Below are 15,321 nucleotides of genomic sequence, written 5' to 3'. Positions count from 1 at the left end.
GTGAATTTAAACCAGGCTACCGGCCGATGATATGGATGGCAAATGACGAATGGCCAATGACGAACACGATAAAAGGTATTAAAACAACACTGAAAGGGTTATCCATCACCGTCAGGCACCTTTTTGCGTCGCATAAAAAGCGGGAATTGGTGCCGGCAAGCGATAACAACTACTTTAAGCAACTGGAAGGTACCAATACCATACAATACCCCAAACAGAAGCTGCCCTCGCCGGAAGTTGGACGCTATCAGCTGGATGTAGAGATTGACGACTGCATTGTATGCGACCTGTGCGCCAAAGTTTGCCCGGTGAATTGCATCGACATCGAATCGATAAAAGCAACTGAAGCCATTGGTCAAACATCCGACGGAACAACCAAAAGGCTGTACGCGGCTAAGTTTGATATCGACATGGCAAAATGCATGTACTGCGGTCTGTGTACTATCGTTTGCCCCACAGAATGCATTGTAATGACTAACCAGTATGATAAAAGCGTTTTCCAGCTGAGTGATCTAACTTACGAATTCTCGGATATGCCGCCCGAAGTGGCGGCGCAGAAAAGGCGTGAGCTTGAACAGCAGCAGGCAGATCGGCAGGCAGCCAAATTAGCTGCCATGCAGAAAAAGGAGGGCGGGGCATGAGTTTAGTACAGCTTTTATTTTACCTGATGGCGTTTATTGCAGTGGCTTCTGCCTTGTTTGTAGCCGCCACCAAAAACCTGGTGCGCAGTATCTTTATGTTTTTCGTTACCTTGTTTGCACTGGCTGGTTTGTATGTGCTGGCACTGGCGGATTTTGTAGCGATAACGCAGGTTGTTATTTATGTAGGCGGTATATTAGTGCTCATCCTGTTTGCATTTATGCTGTCGGGTAAAGAAACTTTAAATGCGGTTGGTGAGCTAAAGCGCAAATTCATCAATATCAATAAACTGCCCGCAATTATTTTAGCAGGGTTATTTTTAGCAGTGCTGATAACCGTTATTTTTAGAATAGATGCCGATAACCTTGCCTGGATAAAAAAAGCACAGTTCACGAAAAATGTAATTTTGCCAACATCAGCAACAACTGAAAATATTGGTGTAAATTTAATGACCAGATACCTGCTGCCATTTGAGGCGGTATCCGTATTGCTGATGGTAGCCCTTATTGGTGCGGCTCATTTATCGCGGAAGGAGGGAAGTTCATTATGATATCGTTAACAGACTTCCTGATTGTGGGGGCTGTTTTGTTTTGCACGGGCATGTATATGATCGTTTCTAAACAAAATGCCATCCAGGTACTGATAGGAATTGAGCTGATGCTGAACGCAGCCATCCTAAACCTTGTCGCCTTTGGCAAATATGACAGGATGGATAATGGCGGGCAAATGTTCTCGTTATTTGCAATTGTACTGGCTGCTGCTACTACGGCCGTGGCACTGGCCATCATCTTAAATGTTTATAAACGATTTAAAACCATTGACCCGGGCCAGGTTGATAAATTGAGGGACTAAAACATGAAAAAGCTGCACTGTTTACTAGGTTTATTGTTCATAGGGTTTGGGGCGCTTGCACAGGGCACAGACACCACACGCAACCAGTCACCGGCTAACACTTCGTTCGATGCCGGGTCGTTGATGAAACCGCTGTATGTTTTAGACGGCAAAATTTATGGCGGCAATATTAATACGCTTAATACCGATGATATCAAAAGCATCACCGTTTTAAAATCGCCCGACGCTGTTAAAAGATACGGAGCCGGCGGGGCTAATGGTGTGATAATGATAGAAACCAAGGCCAATAAAACATACTTGCCCATGCAACCGCAAAGCAGTAAATCCCACGCTGCATTGCCTGATAGCGTTACCTATGTGGTTGACGGCGTGGTAACAGATAAAAGTTTAGAAGACATCGATTCGCAGGATATAGAATCGATAAGGGTAGTGAATAATAATACTGCTACCCCTGTTATCGGCGTAGCAAATGGCAAAGTTATTATGGTTACCACCAAAGGCAGCGTGGCGAAAAAATATAAGCAGGCATTATCTGCAGCGTCGCCTGCTTATAAAAAATATCTGGATGCGCATAATAACGATGATTCTGCCTTGAATTACACGGTTGATGGGACCCATTGCGATAAAGGGCTGGATTGCCTGGCGAGATTATCTAACCTCACCAAAGAAAATATTTTAAAAGTTAAGTTCTCAAAACCGGGAACAGAAGTAGCCATCACGACGAAAAAATAAGCATTGGATTTTTTACAGGCAATAGATACTCTTACCATAAAATTTACGCTGGCGGCAGTATTACTGCCCTTACTGGCCTTTGCTGTTAATATATTTTTCCCGGCCAAAGGCAGCAAAGTATCAGGCTGGATGTCAACTGCGGCTATATTGTTCAGCTGTGCGTTGTCTGTATTTGTGTTTGCAAAAGTTTGGGATACCAATCATCTTGTTCATCAAAAAGTGCTATGGTTTACCATCGGAGACACCAAAGTGTACGCCGGTGTTTTGCTGAACAACCTTTCGGTGCTCATGCTGCTGCTGGTGAATCTGATCGCCCTGCCTGTTCATATTTACTCGTTAGCTTATATGAGGGGTGATGCCGGGTACAGCCGCTACTTCGCGTATTTGAGTTTGTTTTGTTTCAGCATGCTGGCGCTGGTGGTGGTGGATAACCTGGTGCTTTTTTACATGAGCTGGGAACTGGTTGGCTTTTCGTCGTATCTGTTAATCGGTTTTTGGTTTACGCGGCACAAGGCAGTGCAGGCAAATAAAAAGGCTTTTATTATGAACAGGATAGGGGATATAGGACTATTGGCCGCTATCCTTCTCCTTTTTTCTGCTTACCACACCTTTGACATTGATAGTTTGTTCGGGCGAAACACACCTGCAGCTTTAAACCCTGCTGCGCAGCTCCCCGTTATCTGGCAGTACGCGGCGTTTGCAGGCGTCTTCCTGGCGGTCGCCGCAAAATCAGCACAGTTCCCGCTGCATACATGGCTGCCTGATGCCATGGAGGGCCCCACATCTGTTTCAGCATTAATACATGCCGCTACTATGGTTGCAGCAGGAGTATTTTTATTGGGCCGGGTATACCCGATGTTTAACGACGCGGAACTTACCTTTCTGGCAGTTGCCGGCTGCTTTACCGCATTTATGGCGGCAACTATCGCTCTTACTCAAAATGATTTAAAACGGATCCTCGCTTATTCCACTATTTCACAGTTAGGCTACATGGTGATGGCCATGGGAGTTGGCGCATATTCGTCATCTTTGTTCCACCTGGTTACACACGCCTTTTTTAAGTGTCTGCTGTTTTTGGTTGCAGGTATCGTCATACATCAAATGGCGCACATCCGCGATGATAATAAGCTTGACATCGACCCGCAAAATATTCAGAACATGGGTGGTTTGCGCAAGAAAATGCCGCTTACTTTCATTACGGCGCTCGTTGGCGGACTGGCTTTAACAGGCCTGCCTCTAACTTCCGGCTACCTGTCTAAAGATGGCATATTAATACAGGCTTTTGAATGGTCGGAGCATAAGAGCCGGGCTTTAATGCTGGTGCCGGTATTTGCTGTCATCGCCACCTGGCTTACCGCATTTTATGTAATTCGTTTAATAGTAAAGGTTTTCTTTGGCAAATTTCGGTTGGCCGAACAATACAGCGCACTCTATCTGCATATCAGCGATGGCGGCTGGTTATATAAGGCGCCCCTGGTTTTTCTGGCCATTTGCAGTTTGTTCCCTTTGTTTTCGTTTAATCCGGTAGGTTACGAGCAATCGTGGTTATATACTGGTATGTCTTATCCGGGCAAAACAGCAGAAGCAGGTTTTATCCATTTTATAGTACCGGTTTGCGTTAATATTTTTAGCTTACTGGTCATCTATGGCGCTTACACCATTTACGGAAAGAGAAAGCTAAGTCCATTTTCACAAAACAGCGCTTTATGGCAGTTATCGTTTAACGAATGGTATATCGACGCTTTTTATAAAAAGTACGTAGTAAAACCTGTGATTGTTTTGGGCCGAAGTACATTCTGGTTTGATAGGCGGGCTATCGACGGCTTTATACACGCACTGGGTAAGCTGGCTATAGCGGCATCCAAAACTGCCGCCTGGATAGATAAATTTATTATAGATGGATTTTTACATACCATAGCCGATGCTGTACACGCAATTGGTAACTTTGCGCGCCGTTTCCAGGGCGGCAAAGTGCAATATTACCTGTACAGCATGCTGGTAGTTATATTAGCAGTTTTTATTTTTCTTTTATTCAAATACTAGATGTTAGGTAAAAGGTTAAAGACGGATGGCGAATGCTTAAAGGTGAAAGGCGAAAGGTCTTTGACCGGGTTGCGTATATTTTCTCTTCCTGTATTGGCTCTTGATCCTTGGTTCCTGACTCTAACTCTTCTCTCAGCATGAACATCCTTAGCCTCCTCATATTTATTCCTGTACTGTTTGCGCTGGTGATAGCGGTATTGCCGTCGGCATGGAGACACAGCTTTAAATTTATCGCGCTGGGTGCTACGCTTGTACAACTAGGTTTGGCTGTATGGATTTATTGCAACTTTAAAACGGGCGCAGCATTTGCCGGCGTAAACCATGAAGAGCAATTTCAATTTATCCAAAAATTGCCCTGGATAAACCTCGACCTGGGCACATTAGGTAAAATGCAGATAGATTATTTCGTGGGGATAGACGGGCTTTCCATTGCATTACTGGTGATGAGTTCGGCTGTACTGGTTGTAGCCGCATTAGCTTCGTGGGAAATAAAAAGTAACCTGAAGGGCTTCTTTGTGCTGTTCCTGATCCTCGATATGGCCGTTATCGGCGTATTTTGTGCGTTAGACTTCTTCTTGTTCTATATCTTCTACGAATTGATGCTGCTGCCGTTGTACTTTTTGATAGGGATGTGGGGCGGAGCACGGCGCGAATATGCCGCCATCAAATTCTTTCTGTACACCTTGTTCGGTTCGGTGTTTATGTTGCTGGTGATGATTGGGCTATACCTTTCGGTTACCGACCCTGCCACGGGCAGGCATACCTTTAATATGATACAGATGATGAATCCGGCAAATTATCAGCCGGGTTCCGTATTCGCAGTGGTTAGCCAGCAATCAATTTTGGGCTTCTCCGCGCGATCGGTTGGTTTCATCGTATTATTTATTGCCTTTGCCATAAAGGTGCCGCTGGTGCCGCTGCATACCTGGCTGCCTGATGCTCACGTGGAAGCACCGACGCCGGTTTCTATTATTCTTGCGGGTGTTCTGTTAAAGGTTGGCGGCTATGGCATTATCCGCATAGCTGTCGGCATTTTTCCGGAGATCGCACACACCGGCGCTTACTGGCTGGGTTTGCTTGGTGTAATATCGATCATATACGGCGCATTGAACGCCCTATCGCAGCACGACTTAAAACGCATGATAGCTTATTCATCCGTTTCGCACATGGGCTTCGTACTGCTCGGCATAGCTTCCATGACGACCGAAGGCTTAAGCGGCGCGGTTATGCAGATGGTAAGTCACGGCTTTTTATCAACGATGCTGTTCTTCCTGGCGGGGGTAGTGTACAATCGTGTGCACGACAGGGGCATCACTCACTTCCGCGGCCTAACGACTATCATGCCTAAATATGCGGCATTCGTTATTGTTGCCTTTTTTGCCTCACTTGGTTTGCCAGGGTTCTCGGCATTTATTGGTGAAGCATTCTCGCTTACCGGAGCTTTTAAATCAGCATCGGTTAACGGTAACCTGCCGCACTGGATGGCCATCTGCGGATCGGTAGGCATACTGTTGAGCGCCGCCTATTTTTTGTGGACGCTACAGCGCATGTTCTTTGGTTCGCTGAATTTAAAAGGTGGTTCTGTATGGAAATCAGCTCTTACCGACCTGAATTTCCGCGAAAAGCTGACCCTGATGCCCCTGGCCTTTATTGCGCTTATATTAGGTATTATGCCTTCTTTGGTGTTCGATAAGATCAATGAATCGGTAATTACGTTTATAAATTTTCTGCAAGTGAAATAAATAGCCGTGCTGAGTTATGGAAAACCACAGGCACGCGCATCCTTTATGTACAATCCTTAAACCGGATTGAATTAACAGGATTATTTATTTAGACTAACGGATTATGTTTAAGAGATTGACGATTGCTGCGCTGGTGTTATTTGCAGCGTTGATGGTAAAGGCTGATGAAGGCCAGAAAGTAACATCAAAAGTTCAAAAAGTAACGGTTTTTTTGAACGGAGCACAGGTGACGCGCACAGCGATCGTGAATATCGTTGCAGGCACAACCGATTTAATATTTGAAAATATCTCACCAGATATCGACCCGCAAAGCATACAAGTTCACGCGAATGGTGAATTCACTATTTTATCCGTCAAGCACGAGATGAATTATTTGAGCAGCACTAGCAACAAAACCCAACAATTGCTCGATTTGCATACAAAACAGAAAAGCATCAATGACAAAATCACGATGCTAAACAATATGCTGGCGATTTACCAGGCGGAAGAAACTGTTATCGCAAAAAATCAGTCTGTTAAGGCTGAAAATGCAACGCTTGATGTTGTAAAACTGAAGCAGGCGCTTGACTTTCAAACCGAGCGGCTTACCATGCTGAAGCAAAAGGAGCAGGATGCCGGTAATCAAATAACAGTGTTATATACTGAACGTCAGCAATTTGATAACCAGATTAATGAGATAAATAATGGGCAAACTACTGCTACCAGCAATATTATAGTTGCCGTATCATCAAAAGCGGCTTTACAATCAACATTCGCCGTGAGCTATCTTACAGCAGACGCCAGTTGGTACGCCAGCTATGATATTCGTGCTAAAAACGTAAATACCCCATTAACCATTGCATATAAGGCCAATGTTTTACAGCATAGTGGCGAAGACTGGAAAAATGTAAAGCTCACTTTGTCGACTGGGTTGCCATCCAACAACGCTATTAAGCCAGAACTTATGCCATATTATCTCAATGTGTATAATGATGTTGAGCGAGCATTGCGGGGGCGGGTTGCAGGAGTTGCCATGAACAATGCCGGAGATAAGGAATCAAACCAATTGGCCGAGGTGGTAGTAGCAAACGGTAACGCAAAGTCTATCCCTGTGAGCGTGGATATGCAGGAAGCACAGACCAGTGTTGAATTTAATATCGATAATCCATACTCTGTAACAAACGACGGAAAACCTTGTCAGGTAGAAATAAACAACATAAATGTTAATGCCAGCTACCAGTACTACGCTGCACCAAAAATAAGCACAGATGTATTTTTGACCGCAAGCGTAACCGATTTAAATAAATACAACCTTTTATCGGGCGATGCTAATGTGTTTTTTGAGGGAACTTATATAGGTAAATCGAGAATAGATATGCGGGCAATGAGCGATACCCTTAACCTTTCGCTGGGAAATGACAAAGGGATTTTGATTAAGCGCACCCTCGAAAAAAATCTTACCCAAAATCAAACTTTCGGTTCCAATAAAAAAGAAACCAAAAGCTGGAGCATAGAGGTAAAAAATCGAAAAAGCCAAAAGATAGGCCTGTTGGTTGAAGACCAGGTGCCCGTTTCCCAGAATTCAGCAATCGAAGTCGAGGTACAGGAAACATCCGGCGCAAAACCAGATGCAACTACAGGTAAGGTTTCATGGAATTTAACACTAAATTCGCAGGACGATAAGAAGCTGCAATTAAAATACATGGTTAAATATCCCAAAAGCCAATCGGTAATAGTTCAATAACAATAATGCATAGCCTGATACCCTTTATACCCGGTTCCATAAACGATACGTTAAGCAGCATTCCGTTCTTTTTGCCGGAGATATATCTGACGGTATTGTTTATCCTGGTATTGGTAACAGACCTGCTTTTTGGCCGTAATTCCGAAAAGCTTTGCCGGATCATAGCATTTGCGGGGCTGTTGTTGGTGATTCAACGGGATTACCAGCAAATTTCATTGCTTTTTGTGAGCGGACGCGTTAACGGTCAATTTTTATTTGGCGAAATGTTGTTGCTTAACCGTGTAGCCATCAATTTTAAATTGATCATCGACGCACTGGCGGCTATAATGGTACTTTGTTTTGAATGGGACAACCGGCTGAAAGCCCACAGGAAAGGTCTTTCAGATTTGTATTCGATAGCCATAGGCTCCGTTCTCGCTGTACACCTAATGACAATGGCGGTGAATCTTTTATCGATTTATCTGGCTATCGAGATGGTGTCGATCGCTTCTTACCTGATGGTAGCCTATCGCAGCGAAACCAGGTTTAGTGCCGAGGCGGGATTAAAATACGTTTTGTTTGGCGCGGCATCGTCGGCCATAATGCTGTATGGCATATCGTTGCTATATGGCTTTGGCGGTTCCTTAAATCTGTTTAGCGGAAACCTGTTGCCGGGATTGATGCAGGCTAATCCGCTGGCGGTGGCTTTGGCCTTAGGGCTGGTATTAATTGGTATCGGGTTTAAGCTGTCTTTCGTCCCGGTTCATTTTTGGGTGCCCGATGTTTACGAAGGTGCGCCAACTCCGGTTACGGCGTGGTTGTCCACATTGCCAAAAATAGCAGCCTTTGCCTTATTAATTAACTTCCTGCGGCCCTTTATCTATTTTGAAAAATGGAACGGTTTTGATTTTAAGCTGGTATTAAGCATAATTGGCATCATAACCATGATAGCCGGCAACTTTGCAGCTGTATTGCAAAAGAATGTTAAACGTATGCTGGCTTACTCGAGCATAGGCCACACGGGGTTTGCACTAATGGCCGTGGTGACCTATAACTCGACAGGCGTGGCCGCTGTTATTTTTTATTTGGCTGTTTATGGGCTCGCCAACATTGGCGCATTGGCATTGGCTACCTATTTCGCCAACGCGCTTGATGCTGACGATATCAGTAGTTATAAGGGACTCGGACTTAAACATCCTGCGGCCTCTATCTGCTTTGTGATTGTGCTGATATCCCTAACAGGCTTACCGGTAAGCGCTGGCTTTACAGGGAAAGTGTTTGTTTTTTCTTCTGTATATTCAGTTTATCAGCATGATCACAACATTTGGCTCTTGCTGCTGATGATTACTGGTGCTTTAACTACTGTAGTATCGCTATTTTACTATATCAAAATCCCATTGAATTTATTTCTAAAACGTACGGAAATTTTAAAAAATACATTTACAAAATCCCAAAACGTAGTGGTTTTTGGCGTTTTTATATCTGTTCTGATTATTTTGCTGGGAATTTGGCCGCAAATGCTAAGTGATCTTCTTTAAAAACCAATGCATGGCAATATTTTTTGAATAAAACCTATTTTTTATTTGGTTTTTAATAAATAAAAATCTAATTTCAGCAACTTTTTCATCCAAAGCTTATTTGTGAGACTGTGATGAAAATTAGCTAAACAGACCAAACTAAACCATTTATAAACCTATATTATGACGAACCCGGCTTTTTGGCCGGGTTTCTTTTTTATATCAGTTGTTTGATAGTTGTTTGTGTGTAAATATCATAATTTGAACAAAAAATGATTATGATTTTCTCTGAATTTTATTGCTAAAATTATAAAATAATCATTTTTTCGCTCGACTGATGCTTTGTAAATTTCATAATTCTAATTTTCGTACAGTATTAGTGATAATATATTAATTTTTTGCCATTTTATTTATGTATTTAACTTTTTTACGATTTTTACATCGTTATAAACCTCATTTTAACGATAAATTTTACAGAAGTTTAAAAATTGTATGAAAAGATACTTTCCGTTTGCGCTTATACTCTTCATTTTGGTTCTAACTTTTATTTTTCCATCCGTTGATTTCAAGAAAACGAGCGATCCGCATTATAATACCGGCGATATAGCCTGGATGCTGATGTCGACCGCGCTTGTTTTGATTATGACACCGGGATTGGCCTTTTTTTACGGCGGTATGGTGAATAAAAAGAACGTAATCTCCACCATGCTGCAAAGTATTGTATGTATGGTGATCATCACTGTGATTTGGGGGATATTTGGTTTCAGCCTTGCATTCGGTGACAGTATCGGGGGGATTATCGGTAATCCTGCTACTTTTTTTATGATGAAGGGTATGCTGGGTGATGCTACATGGAAATTAGCGCCAACTATTCCGCTGTTATTATTTGCTATGTATCAGCTTAAGTTCGCCATCATCACACCAGCGCTTATTACAGGGGCATTTGCCGGGCGTATCCGTTTCAACTCCTACATCATCTTCCTGGTGTTGTTTGCCATATTTATATTTTCGCCACTGGCGCACGTAACATGGCATCCGGATGGCATCTTAAGTAAATTAGGAGTGCTTGATTTCGCCGGAGGAACGGTTGTACACATGTCTGCAGGATGGGCGGCTTTGGCTTCAGCCTTATATTTAAAAAAGAGGAACGATGCTGACCATGCACCGGCCCGTATAACTTACGTTATGATCGGTACTGGCTTGCTTTGGTTCGGTTGGTTTGGCTTTAACGCAGGATCAGCATTCGGAGCCAACCACTTAGCGGTTACAGCGCTGGCCACCAGCACAACGGCATCGGCTGCCGCAGGTATCAGCTGGATATTCTTTGATATGCTGCGCGGCAAAAAGCCGTCAGCCATGGGGACCTGTATCGGTGCGGTGGTTGGTTTGGTAGCTATCACGCCTGCTGCGGGGTTTGTATCGGTGCCGCATTCGCTGGCTATCGGTATTATTTCGGCGGTGGTAAGTAACCTGGTGGTTGAATGGCGTACCCGAACTTCTATTGATGATACCCTGGATGTATTTCCTTGTCACGGCGTTGGTGGCATGGTAGGGATGCTGTTAACCGGTGTTTTTGCCAACCAGAAGGTAAATGCTGGTAATGCAACCGGCGACGGTTTATTCTTCGGCCACACGCACCTGTTTTTTGTTCAGTTGATTGCCCTGGTGGGTGTTTCGGTTTTTGCATTCTTTGGTTCGCTGGCCTTGCTTAAAATAACAGATATGATATCGCCATTACGTGTATCTGCCCAGGAAGAAGAGATCGGTCTGGATATCACGCAGCACGGGGAAAAACTATAAGGTGCTTGGCTTCTGCACGCAGAATTCTTGAAATATTTTGGTGGTCTTGCTGCAAACATTCTGGCGACCAAAAGACATATTGGTACAAAAAGTAACTTTAAACAATTTAAAGTTACTTTTTGCTCTTTCCGGTTCAAAAACCCCTTAAATTTGCATTTTGAGGCCTTTTCGGTAGATTTGTACAAACCAATTTTGTATGTACAACATGCTCGTTTCACCTAAAGATGTTCAAGCTTCGTTACAGAAGCACGTATTAGCCGACGGATTTGACCTGACTTTTGATATGGAAAAAAGTAAAGGCGTTTATATTTACGATGCGAAATATAACCGGACGCTGTTAGACTTTTTTACCTGCTTTGCGTCGGTTCCGTTAGGCTATAATCACCCCAAAATGGTGGACGACGAAGCGTTCAAAAAGAACCTGATGCTGGCGGCATTGACCAACCCCTCCAACTCGGATATTTATACTACACAATACGCCGAATTTGTTGAAACCTTTGGCCGTATCGGTATCCCGGATTACCTGCCCCACGCCTTTTTTATAGCCGGCGGCGCGCTGGCCATTGAGAATGCACTGAAGGTGGCGATGGACTGGAAAGTACAAAAGAATTTTGCGAAAGGATATACCAAAGAGCGGGGCTTTAAAGTCATCCACTTTGAGCAGGCATTTCACGGGCGTTCCGGCTATACCTTAAGCCTTACCAACACCCAGCCTGTTAAAACCAGGTGGTTCGCGAAATTCGACTGGCCGCGGGTATCGGTTCCGAAAATGAATTTCCCGTATAGCGATGCCAATCATGAAGATTTGTTAAAAAGGGAAGAACTCTCGATTGCGCAAATAAAGAAAGCCTTCGAGTTGAACAAAGACGATATATGTGCCATCATCATTGAACCCATACAGTCTGAAGGCGGAGATAACCACGTACGCAAAGAGTTTTTAGAGCAGCTGCGTATACTGGCCGATGAAAACGAAGCCATGCTGATCTACGATGAGGTACAAACAGGGGTAGGCCTCACCGGTAAATTCTGGTGCCATGAACACTTTGGCGAAAAAGCACGTCCTGATATATTGGCTTTTGGTAAAAAGATGCAGGTATGCGGCATCCTGGCAGGCACTAAGGTTGACGAAATTGAAAACAATGTATTTCATGTTTCATCGCGGATCAATTCAACCTGGGGCGGGAGTCTGGTAGACATGGTACGGTCGTCTAAAATCATGACTATTATTGATGAGGATAACCTGTGTGATAATGCCGCTAAAATGGGAGCTTATTTACAGCAGCGGCTTACCGGGCTTTCTGAAAAATATTCAATTATCAGCAACGTTCGCGGCAAAGGCTTGTTAACCGCCTTTGACTTTCCTGATACAACTACAAGAAATAAGTTGATCGCCAGGGGGCTTGAGCAAAATGTAATGTTTTTAGGCTGCGGCGAGCAGAGCATCCGCTTCAGGCCCGCACTTATTATTGAGCAAAAACATATCGACCAGGGCCTGGAAATACTTGAAAAAATATCCGCCTCACTCTAATTTCAATGTAAAACAATTGATACAAAAACCTGTTTTTAATAGAAATTAGGCATATTTCCGATAATTCTGCAATAAAATGGTCAACCGGCGTTAATTACATATATGCCGGATAACATTTACTATTTTTTTTCCAATATCGGCATATTATGGGGTATTATGCTGACGGCATTGATTTAGTGCACAGTTATTATTTTAACAGGGTATTTGAAACATGAGTAAGCACATTGAAAAGTTAAAGAAGCAGCTTGTAGAGATTTCAGAAGTTGTAAATTCGTTCCAATCAGAAGCTGTACAGGTTAGAGTAGTTGACCGATTGCTGGACGCGATGATTGAAGCAGAAAGGGTAGAGCTGGAAAACTCCGACCTGCATTTAAAGAAGGCCTTTAAGCTACGCGAAAATGGTGAAAGCCACACTCAGATGAGGAATGGCAAAAAGCCCGGTGCAACCAAGGTATTGAACCAGTTACTCGCTACCGATTTTTTTGAGACGCGTCATACCATTGCTTCCATAGCCGATTACTGCAAGGAAAACTTTGATTCAGATTTTAAGACCTCGGAATTATCAGGAATATTGCTGAAACTCTCCAATGAGAATAAATTAAAAAGAGAGCGTAGCCAGGAAAATAATCGTTTTGAATACGTTAAAGCGTGATTTAGTTAATCAAAGAATAGTTAATTAGAGATTAGTTTCAGCATTTGGTTGCTAACCTCTAATTAACTTAATCAACCAACCCTTTACCGCAAATCGAAGAGACTATCCACACCCAGGATTTTTCTGGATGTAAAGCCTTCTGCATATTTAACGTTTATACTCTTACCAAACTCTCGTGCCCGCGCTTCAACTACCTGTATAAATTCAGGTGATGATATGTAAGTCTGTGGCTCTTCTGCCCACTCAGGGTTGTGAAACTGTGAGCCAAATGCCCTGATGCTTTCAATTTTTTTATCCCAGAAATCTGTTACATCAACCAGTATATCAGGCCGTATGTAGTTATCCTGTATAAAGTGCAGCACTTGCGTTGGGCGCCAGGCTTCCTGTAATTGCCCGCTGTCAGTATAGGTTTCAATCTTCCTGAGCCCTGCCAAAAATGCGGATTCTTCAACCAACTTGTTCGCACGCCCATGGTCGGGATGCCTGTCATGATAGGCGTTGGTAATCAGTATTTCCGGTTGGAATTTGCGGATCGCCCCAATAATTTTTAATTGGTATTCCCTTGTATTCTCAAAAAAACCATCAGGTATGGCCAGGTTCTCGCGGATGGATAAGCCAAGTATGCGTCCGGATTCGGCTGCTTCTTTGTCTCTTATTTCAGCAGAGCCCCTGGTGCCAAGTTCACCGCGGGTGAGATCGACAATTCCCACTTTTTTCCCCTGGGCAATATGTTTCAGGATGGTGCCTGCACAACCAAGTTCGGCATCGTCGGGATGAACCGATAAAACTAAAATATCTAATTTAAGCATGTACAATTATATGAATTATGACTGCTACCAATCAAGGTGCAAGCGTCAGCACAAAATCAAAAGAATGACATCTTTCGCGAATTGGTTTATTTTACCAGCAACTTCGATATCCGTTTTTTTACTTTAGATGTAGTTGGCTTAGTGAACGGGAAAAAGAAGTCAACTACCTGGCCGGACTTATTGATTAAAAATTTATGAAAATTCCAGCGGGGGACCGAGCCTAGCTTTCCGTTTTGTTTCTTGTCGGCAAAAAAGCTATACAAAGGATGCGCGTATGGCCCCCGGACCCTTATTTTCTCAAAGACGGGGTAGTTAACCTCCTGCACCTGGCAAAAGTCTTCCAACGCTTTTCCATCAAGCGGCTCTTGGTTGCCAAAATCATTTGAAGGAAAAGCGAGTATTTCAAAGTCGCCGTTTGGAAAATCCTTTTTTAATTGAGCAAGCTCTTTTAGCTGGGGGGTAAAACCGCACTGAGAGGCGGTGTTAACTATGAGCAGAACTTTATCCTTAAATTCAGATAAACTAATTTCCTCACCGTTTAACTGCAAAACGTTAAACTGGTAAATGGTTTTATCGGTCATTATCAATTGTTAGATGAAACATAGCCCGCCTGGTTCAGGATGGCTTCAATATCTTTTTGTTCAGCGGGGTCGTATTCTTCTTTTAAATTATGTCCGAAAATACGGGCGGCGGATTGAAGCAGGAATGCTTTGAAACCGCCTTTCAGCTCGTGTACCATTGCATAGCTGGTGTAACCGGTTTCACGGTCAATAAGTTTAATTAATACCTCGCCCTGACTAATTGTCAGGTCTTTTATTTCTTTATTAAAGATGCCTTTTATTTCAGTTTCGCAAGTGTTGATCAGTTGCTTTTGCTTATGCTTATCACCGGTTAAGGCCAGGTCTCGCTGCAGCTGCCGATAGCGCTGCCCCGCATAACGTGCATAGGGCAACACCTTCAGCACATTATAGCGCAAACGGCGGTAAGCATCAAGGTCAGCCTGACTTTTAAAAATACGTTTTTCTTCAATCTTAACCTCGTTTAAAACAATCCAGGGAGTGAGCCGGCCGCTGTCGATGGTGAGATAGGTGCGTATGGTATCATTTTTGCCTAAAATTAATGGAGCAGCCTGTTTTGTTTGAGCGCTGGACGCACCCATTAAACAACAAAACAACAGCAATAAGCCAATTAATTTCATAATTTTACGTAGAACAAAAATAATGCAAATTATTTTGGTAATTGTTATAACCGCCAATTATAATTTTTATTGCAAGGTTGTGATATTTAACGCAATAAAGGATAAAT

14 protein-coding genes are annotated in these 15,321 nt (G+C 43.3%); 11 read left to right on the top strand and 3 right to left on the bottom strand.

The window, feature by feature from the left end; all coding sequences use genetic code 11:
* Positions 1 to 35 precede the first annotated feature (35 nt).
* The 11 genes from Q3W13_RS21055 (at position 36) to Q3W13_RS21005 (ending at position 13,207) form a co-directional block, all read left to right on the top strand.
* Positions 36 to 641: an NADH-quinone oxidoreductase subunit I gene (locus tag Q3W13_RS21055; RefSeq protein ID WP_302867322.1), complete on the top strand. Its 606-nt coding sequence runs from the start codon at positions 36 to 38 to the stop codon at positions 639 to 641.
* On the top strand, positions 638 to 1,189 hold the full coding sequence (locus tag Q3W13_RS21050) for an NADH-quinone oxidoreductase subunit J (RefSeq protein ID WP_302867289.1): 552 nt from the start codon (positions 638 to 640) through the stop codon (positions 1,187 to 1,189). Before Q3W13_RS21055 ends, Q3W13_RS21050 begins: the two co-directional genes overlap by 4 nt.
* Positions 1,186 to 1,491, top strand: coding sequence for an NADH-quinone oxidoreductase subunit NuoK (gene nuoK, locus Q3W13_RS21045; protein WP_302867287.1), 306 nt, complete (start codon positions 1,186 to 1,188; stop codon positions 1,489 to 1,491). Before Q3W13_RS21050 ends, nuoK begins: the two co-directional genes overlap by 4 nt.
* Before the next feature lie 3 nt (positions 1,492 to 1,494).
* Positions 1,495 to 2,223, top strand: coding sequence for a TonB-dependent receptor plug domain-containing protein (locus tag Q3W13_RS21040; protein ID WP_302867284.1), 729 nt, complete (start codon positions 1,495 to 1,497; stop codon positions 2,221 to 2,223).
* Between the two features lie 3 nt (positions 2,224 to 2,226).
* Positions 2,227 to 4,266, top strand: coding sequence for an NADH-quinone oxidoreductase subunit L (nuoL, locus tag Q3W13_RS21035; protein WP_302867282.1), 2,040 nt, complete (start codon positions 2,227 to 2,229; stop codon positions 4,264 to 4,266).
* A 137-nt stretch (positions 4,267 to 4,403) separates the two neighbouring features.
* Positions 4,404 to 6,008, top strand: coding sequence for a NuoM family protein (locus Q3W13_RS21030; protein ID WP_302867281.1), 1,605 nt, complete (start codon positions 4,404 to 4,406; stop codon positions 6,006 to 6,008).
* A gap of 103 nt (positions 6,009 to 6,111) precedes the next feature.
* On the top strand, positions 6,112 to 7,731 hold the full coding sequence (locus Q3W13_RS21025; protein ID WP_302867279.1) for a DUF4139 domain-containing protein: 1,620 nt from the start codon (positions 6,112 to 6,114) through the stop codon (positions 7,729 to 7,731).
* Positions 7,732 to 7,736: 5 nt separating this feature from the next.
* Positions 7,737 to 9,248: an NADH-quinone oxidoreductase subunit N gene (locus Q3W13_RS21020; RefSeq protein ID WP_302867277.1), complete on the top strand. Its 1,512-nt coding sequence runs from the start codon at positions 7,737 to 7,739 to the stop codon at positions 9,246 to 9,248.
* Between the two features lie 471 nt (positions 9,249 to 9,719).
* Positions 9,720 to 11,027 (top strand): ammonium transporter, encoded by a 1,308-nt coding sequence (locus Q3W13_RS21015; RefSeq protein WP_302867275.1) that lies wholly within the window; start codon positions 9,720 to 9,722, stop codon positions 11,025 to 11,027.
* A gap of 196 nt (positions 11,028 to 11,223) precedes the next feature.
* Entirely contained in the window at positions 11,224 to 12,555 is a 1,332-nt protein-coding gene (lat, locus tag Q3W13_RS21010) for an L-lysine 6-transaminase (protein WP_302867273.1), read from the top strand.
* 211 nt (positions 12,556 to 12,766) lie between these two features.
* Positions 12,767 to 13,207, top strand: a complete 441-nt coding sequence (locus tag Q3W13_RS21005) for a hypothetical protein (protein ID WP_302867272.1) — start codon at positions 12,767 to 12,769, stop codon at positions 13,205 to 13,207.
* An 83-nt stretch (positions 13,208 to 13,290) separates the two neighbouring features.
* On the opposite strand, the gene bshB1 is transcribed toward Q3W13_RS21005, so the two are convergent.
* The 3 genes from bshB1 to Q3W13_RS20990 form a co-directional block, all read right to left on the bottom strand.
* On the bottom strand, positions 13,291 to 14,016 hold the full coding sequence (bshB1, locus tag Q3W13_RS21000; protein WP_302867270.1) for a bacillithiol biosynthesis deacetylase BshB1: 726 nt from the start codon (positions 14,014 to 14,016) through the stop codon (positions 13,291 to 13,293).
* 86 nt (positions 14,017 to 14,102) lie between these two features.
* Positions 14,103 to 14,597, bottom strand: coding sequence for a glutathione peroxidase (locus Q3W13_RS20995; RefSeq protein ID WP_302867268.1), 495 nt, complete (start codon positions 14,595 to 14,597; stop codon positions 14,103 to 14,105).
* A 2-nt stretch (positions 14,598 to 14,599) separates the two neighbouring features.
* Positions 14,600 to 15,214 (bottom strand): DUF4294 domain-containing protein, encoded by a 615-nt coding sequence (locus Q3W13_RS20990; RefSeq protein WP_302867266.1) that lies wholly within the window; start codon positions 15,212 to 15,214, stop codon positions 14,600 to 14,602.
* Positions 15,215 to 15,321: the final 107 nt, after the last annotated feature.

It is taken from the genome of Mucilaginibacter sp. L3T2-6 (assembly GCF_030519355.1).
Lineage (GTDB): Bacteria > Bacteroidota > Bacteroidia > Sphingobacteriales > Sphingobacteriaceae > Mucilaginibacter.
Note: the sequence above shows the minus strand (reverse complement) of the source record. Positions and strands in the feature narration are given on the sequence as shown.

Coding starts and splice junctions, on each gene's coding strand:
- nuoK (WP_302867287.1), top strand. CDS start 1,186: ATGATATCGTTAACAGACTTCCTGATTGTGGGGGCTGTTTTGTTTTGC.
- Q3W13_RS20995 (WP_302867268.1), bottom strand. CDS start 14,597: ATGACCGATAAAACCATTTACCAGTTTAACGTTTTGCAGTTAAACGGT.
- Q3W13_RS21020 (WP_302867277.1), top strand. CDS start 7,737: ATGCATAGCCTGATACCCTTTATACCCGGTTCCATAAACGATACGTTA.
- Q3W13_RS21015 (WP_302867275.1), top strand. CDS start 9,720: ATGAAAAGATACTTTCCGTTTGCGCTTATACTCTTCATTTTGGTTCTA.
- Q3W13_RS21050 (WP_302867289.1), top strand. CDS start 638: ATGAGTTTAGTACAGCTTTTATTTTACCTGATGGCGTTTATTGCAGTG.
- Q3W13_RS20990 (WP_302867266.1), bottom strand. CDS start 15,214: ATGAAATTAATTGGCTTATTGCTGTTGTTTTGTTGTTTAATGGGTGCG.
- bshB1 (WP_302867270.1), bottom strand. CDS start 14,016: ATGCTTAAATTAGATATTTTAGTTTTATCGGTTCATCCCGACGATGCC.
- Q3W13_RS21055 (WP_302867322.1), top strand. CDS start 36: ATGGCAAATGACGAATGGCCAATGACGAACACGATAAAAGGTATTAAA.
- Q3W13_RS21030 (WP_302867281.1), top strand. CDS start 4,404: ATGAACATCCTTAGCCTCCTCATATTTATTCCTGTACTGTTTGCGCTG.
- Q3W13_RS21005 (WP_302867272.1), top strand. CDS start 12,767: ATGAGTAAGCACATTGAAAAGTTAAAGAAGCAGCTTGTAGAGATTTCA.
- Q3W13_RS21025 (WP_302867279.1), top strand. CDS start 6,112: ATGTTTAAGAGATTGACGATTGCTGCGCTGGTGTTATTTGCAGCGTTG.
- Q3W13_RS21040 (WP_302867284.1), top strand. CDS start 1,495: ATGAAAAAGCTGCACTGTTTACTAGGTTTATTGTTCATAGGGTTTGGG.
- lat (WP_302867273.1), top strand. CDS start 11,224: ATGTACAACATGCTCGTTTCACCTAAAGATGTTCAAGCTTCGTTACAG.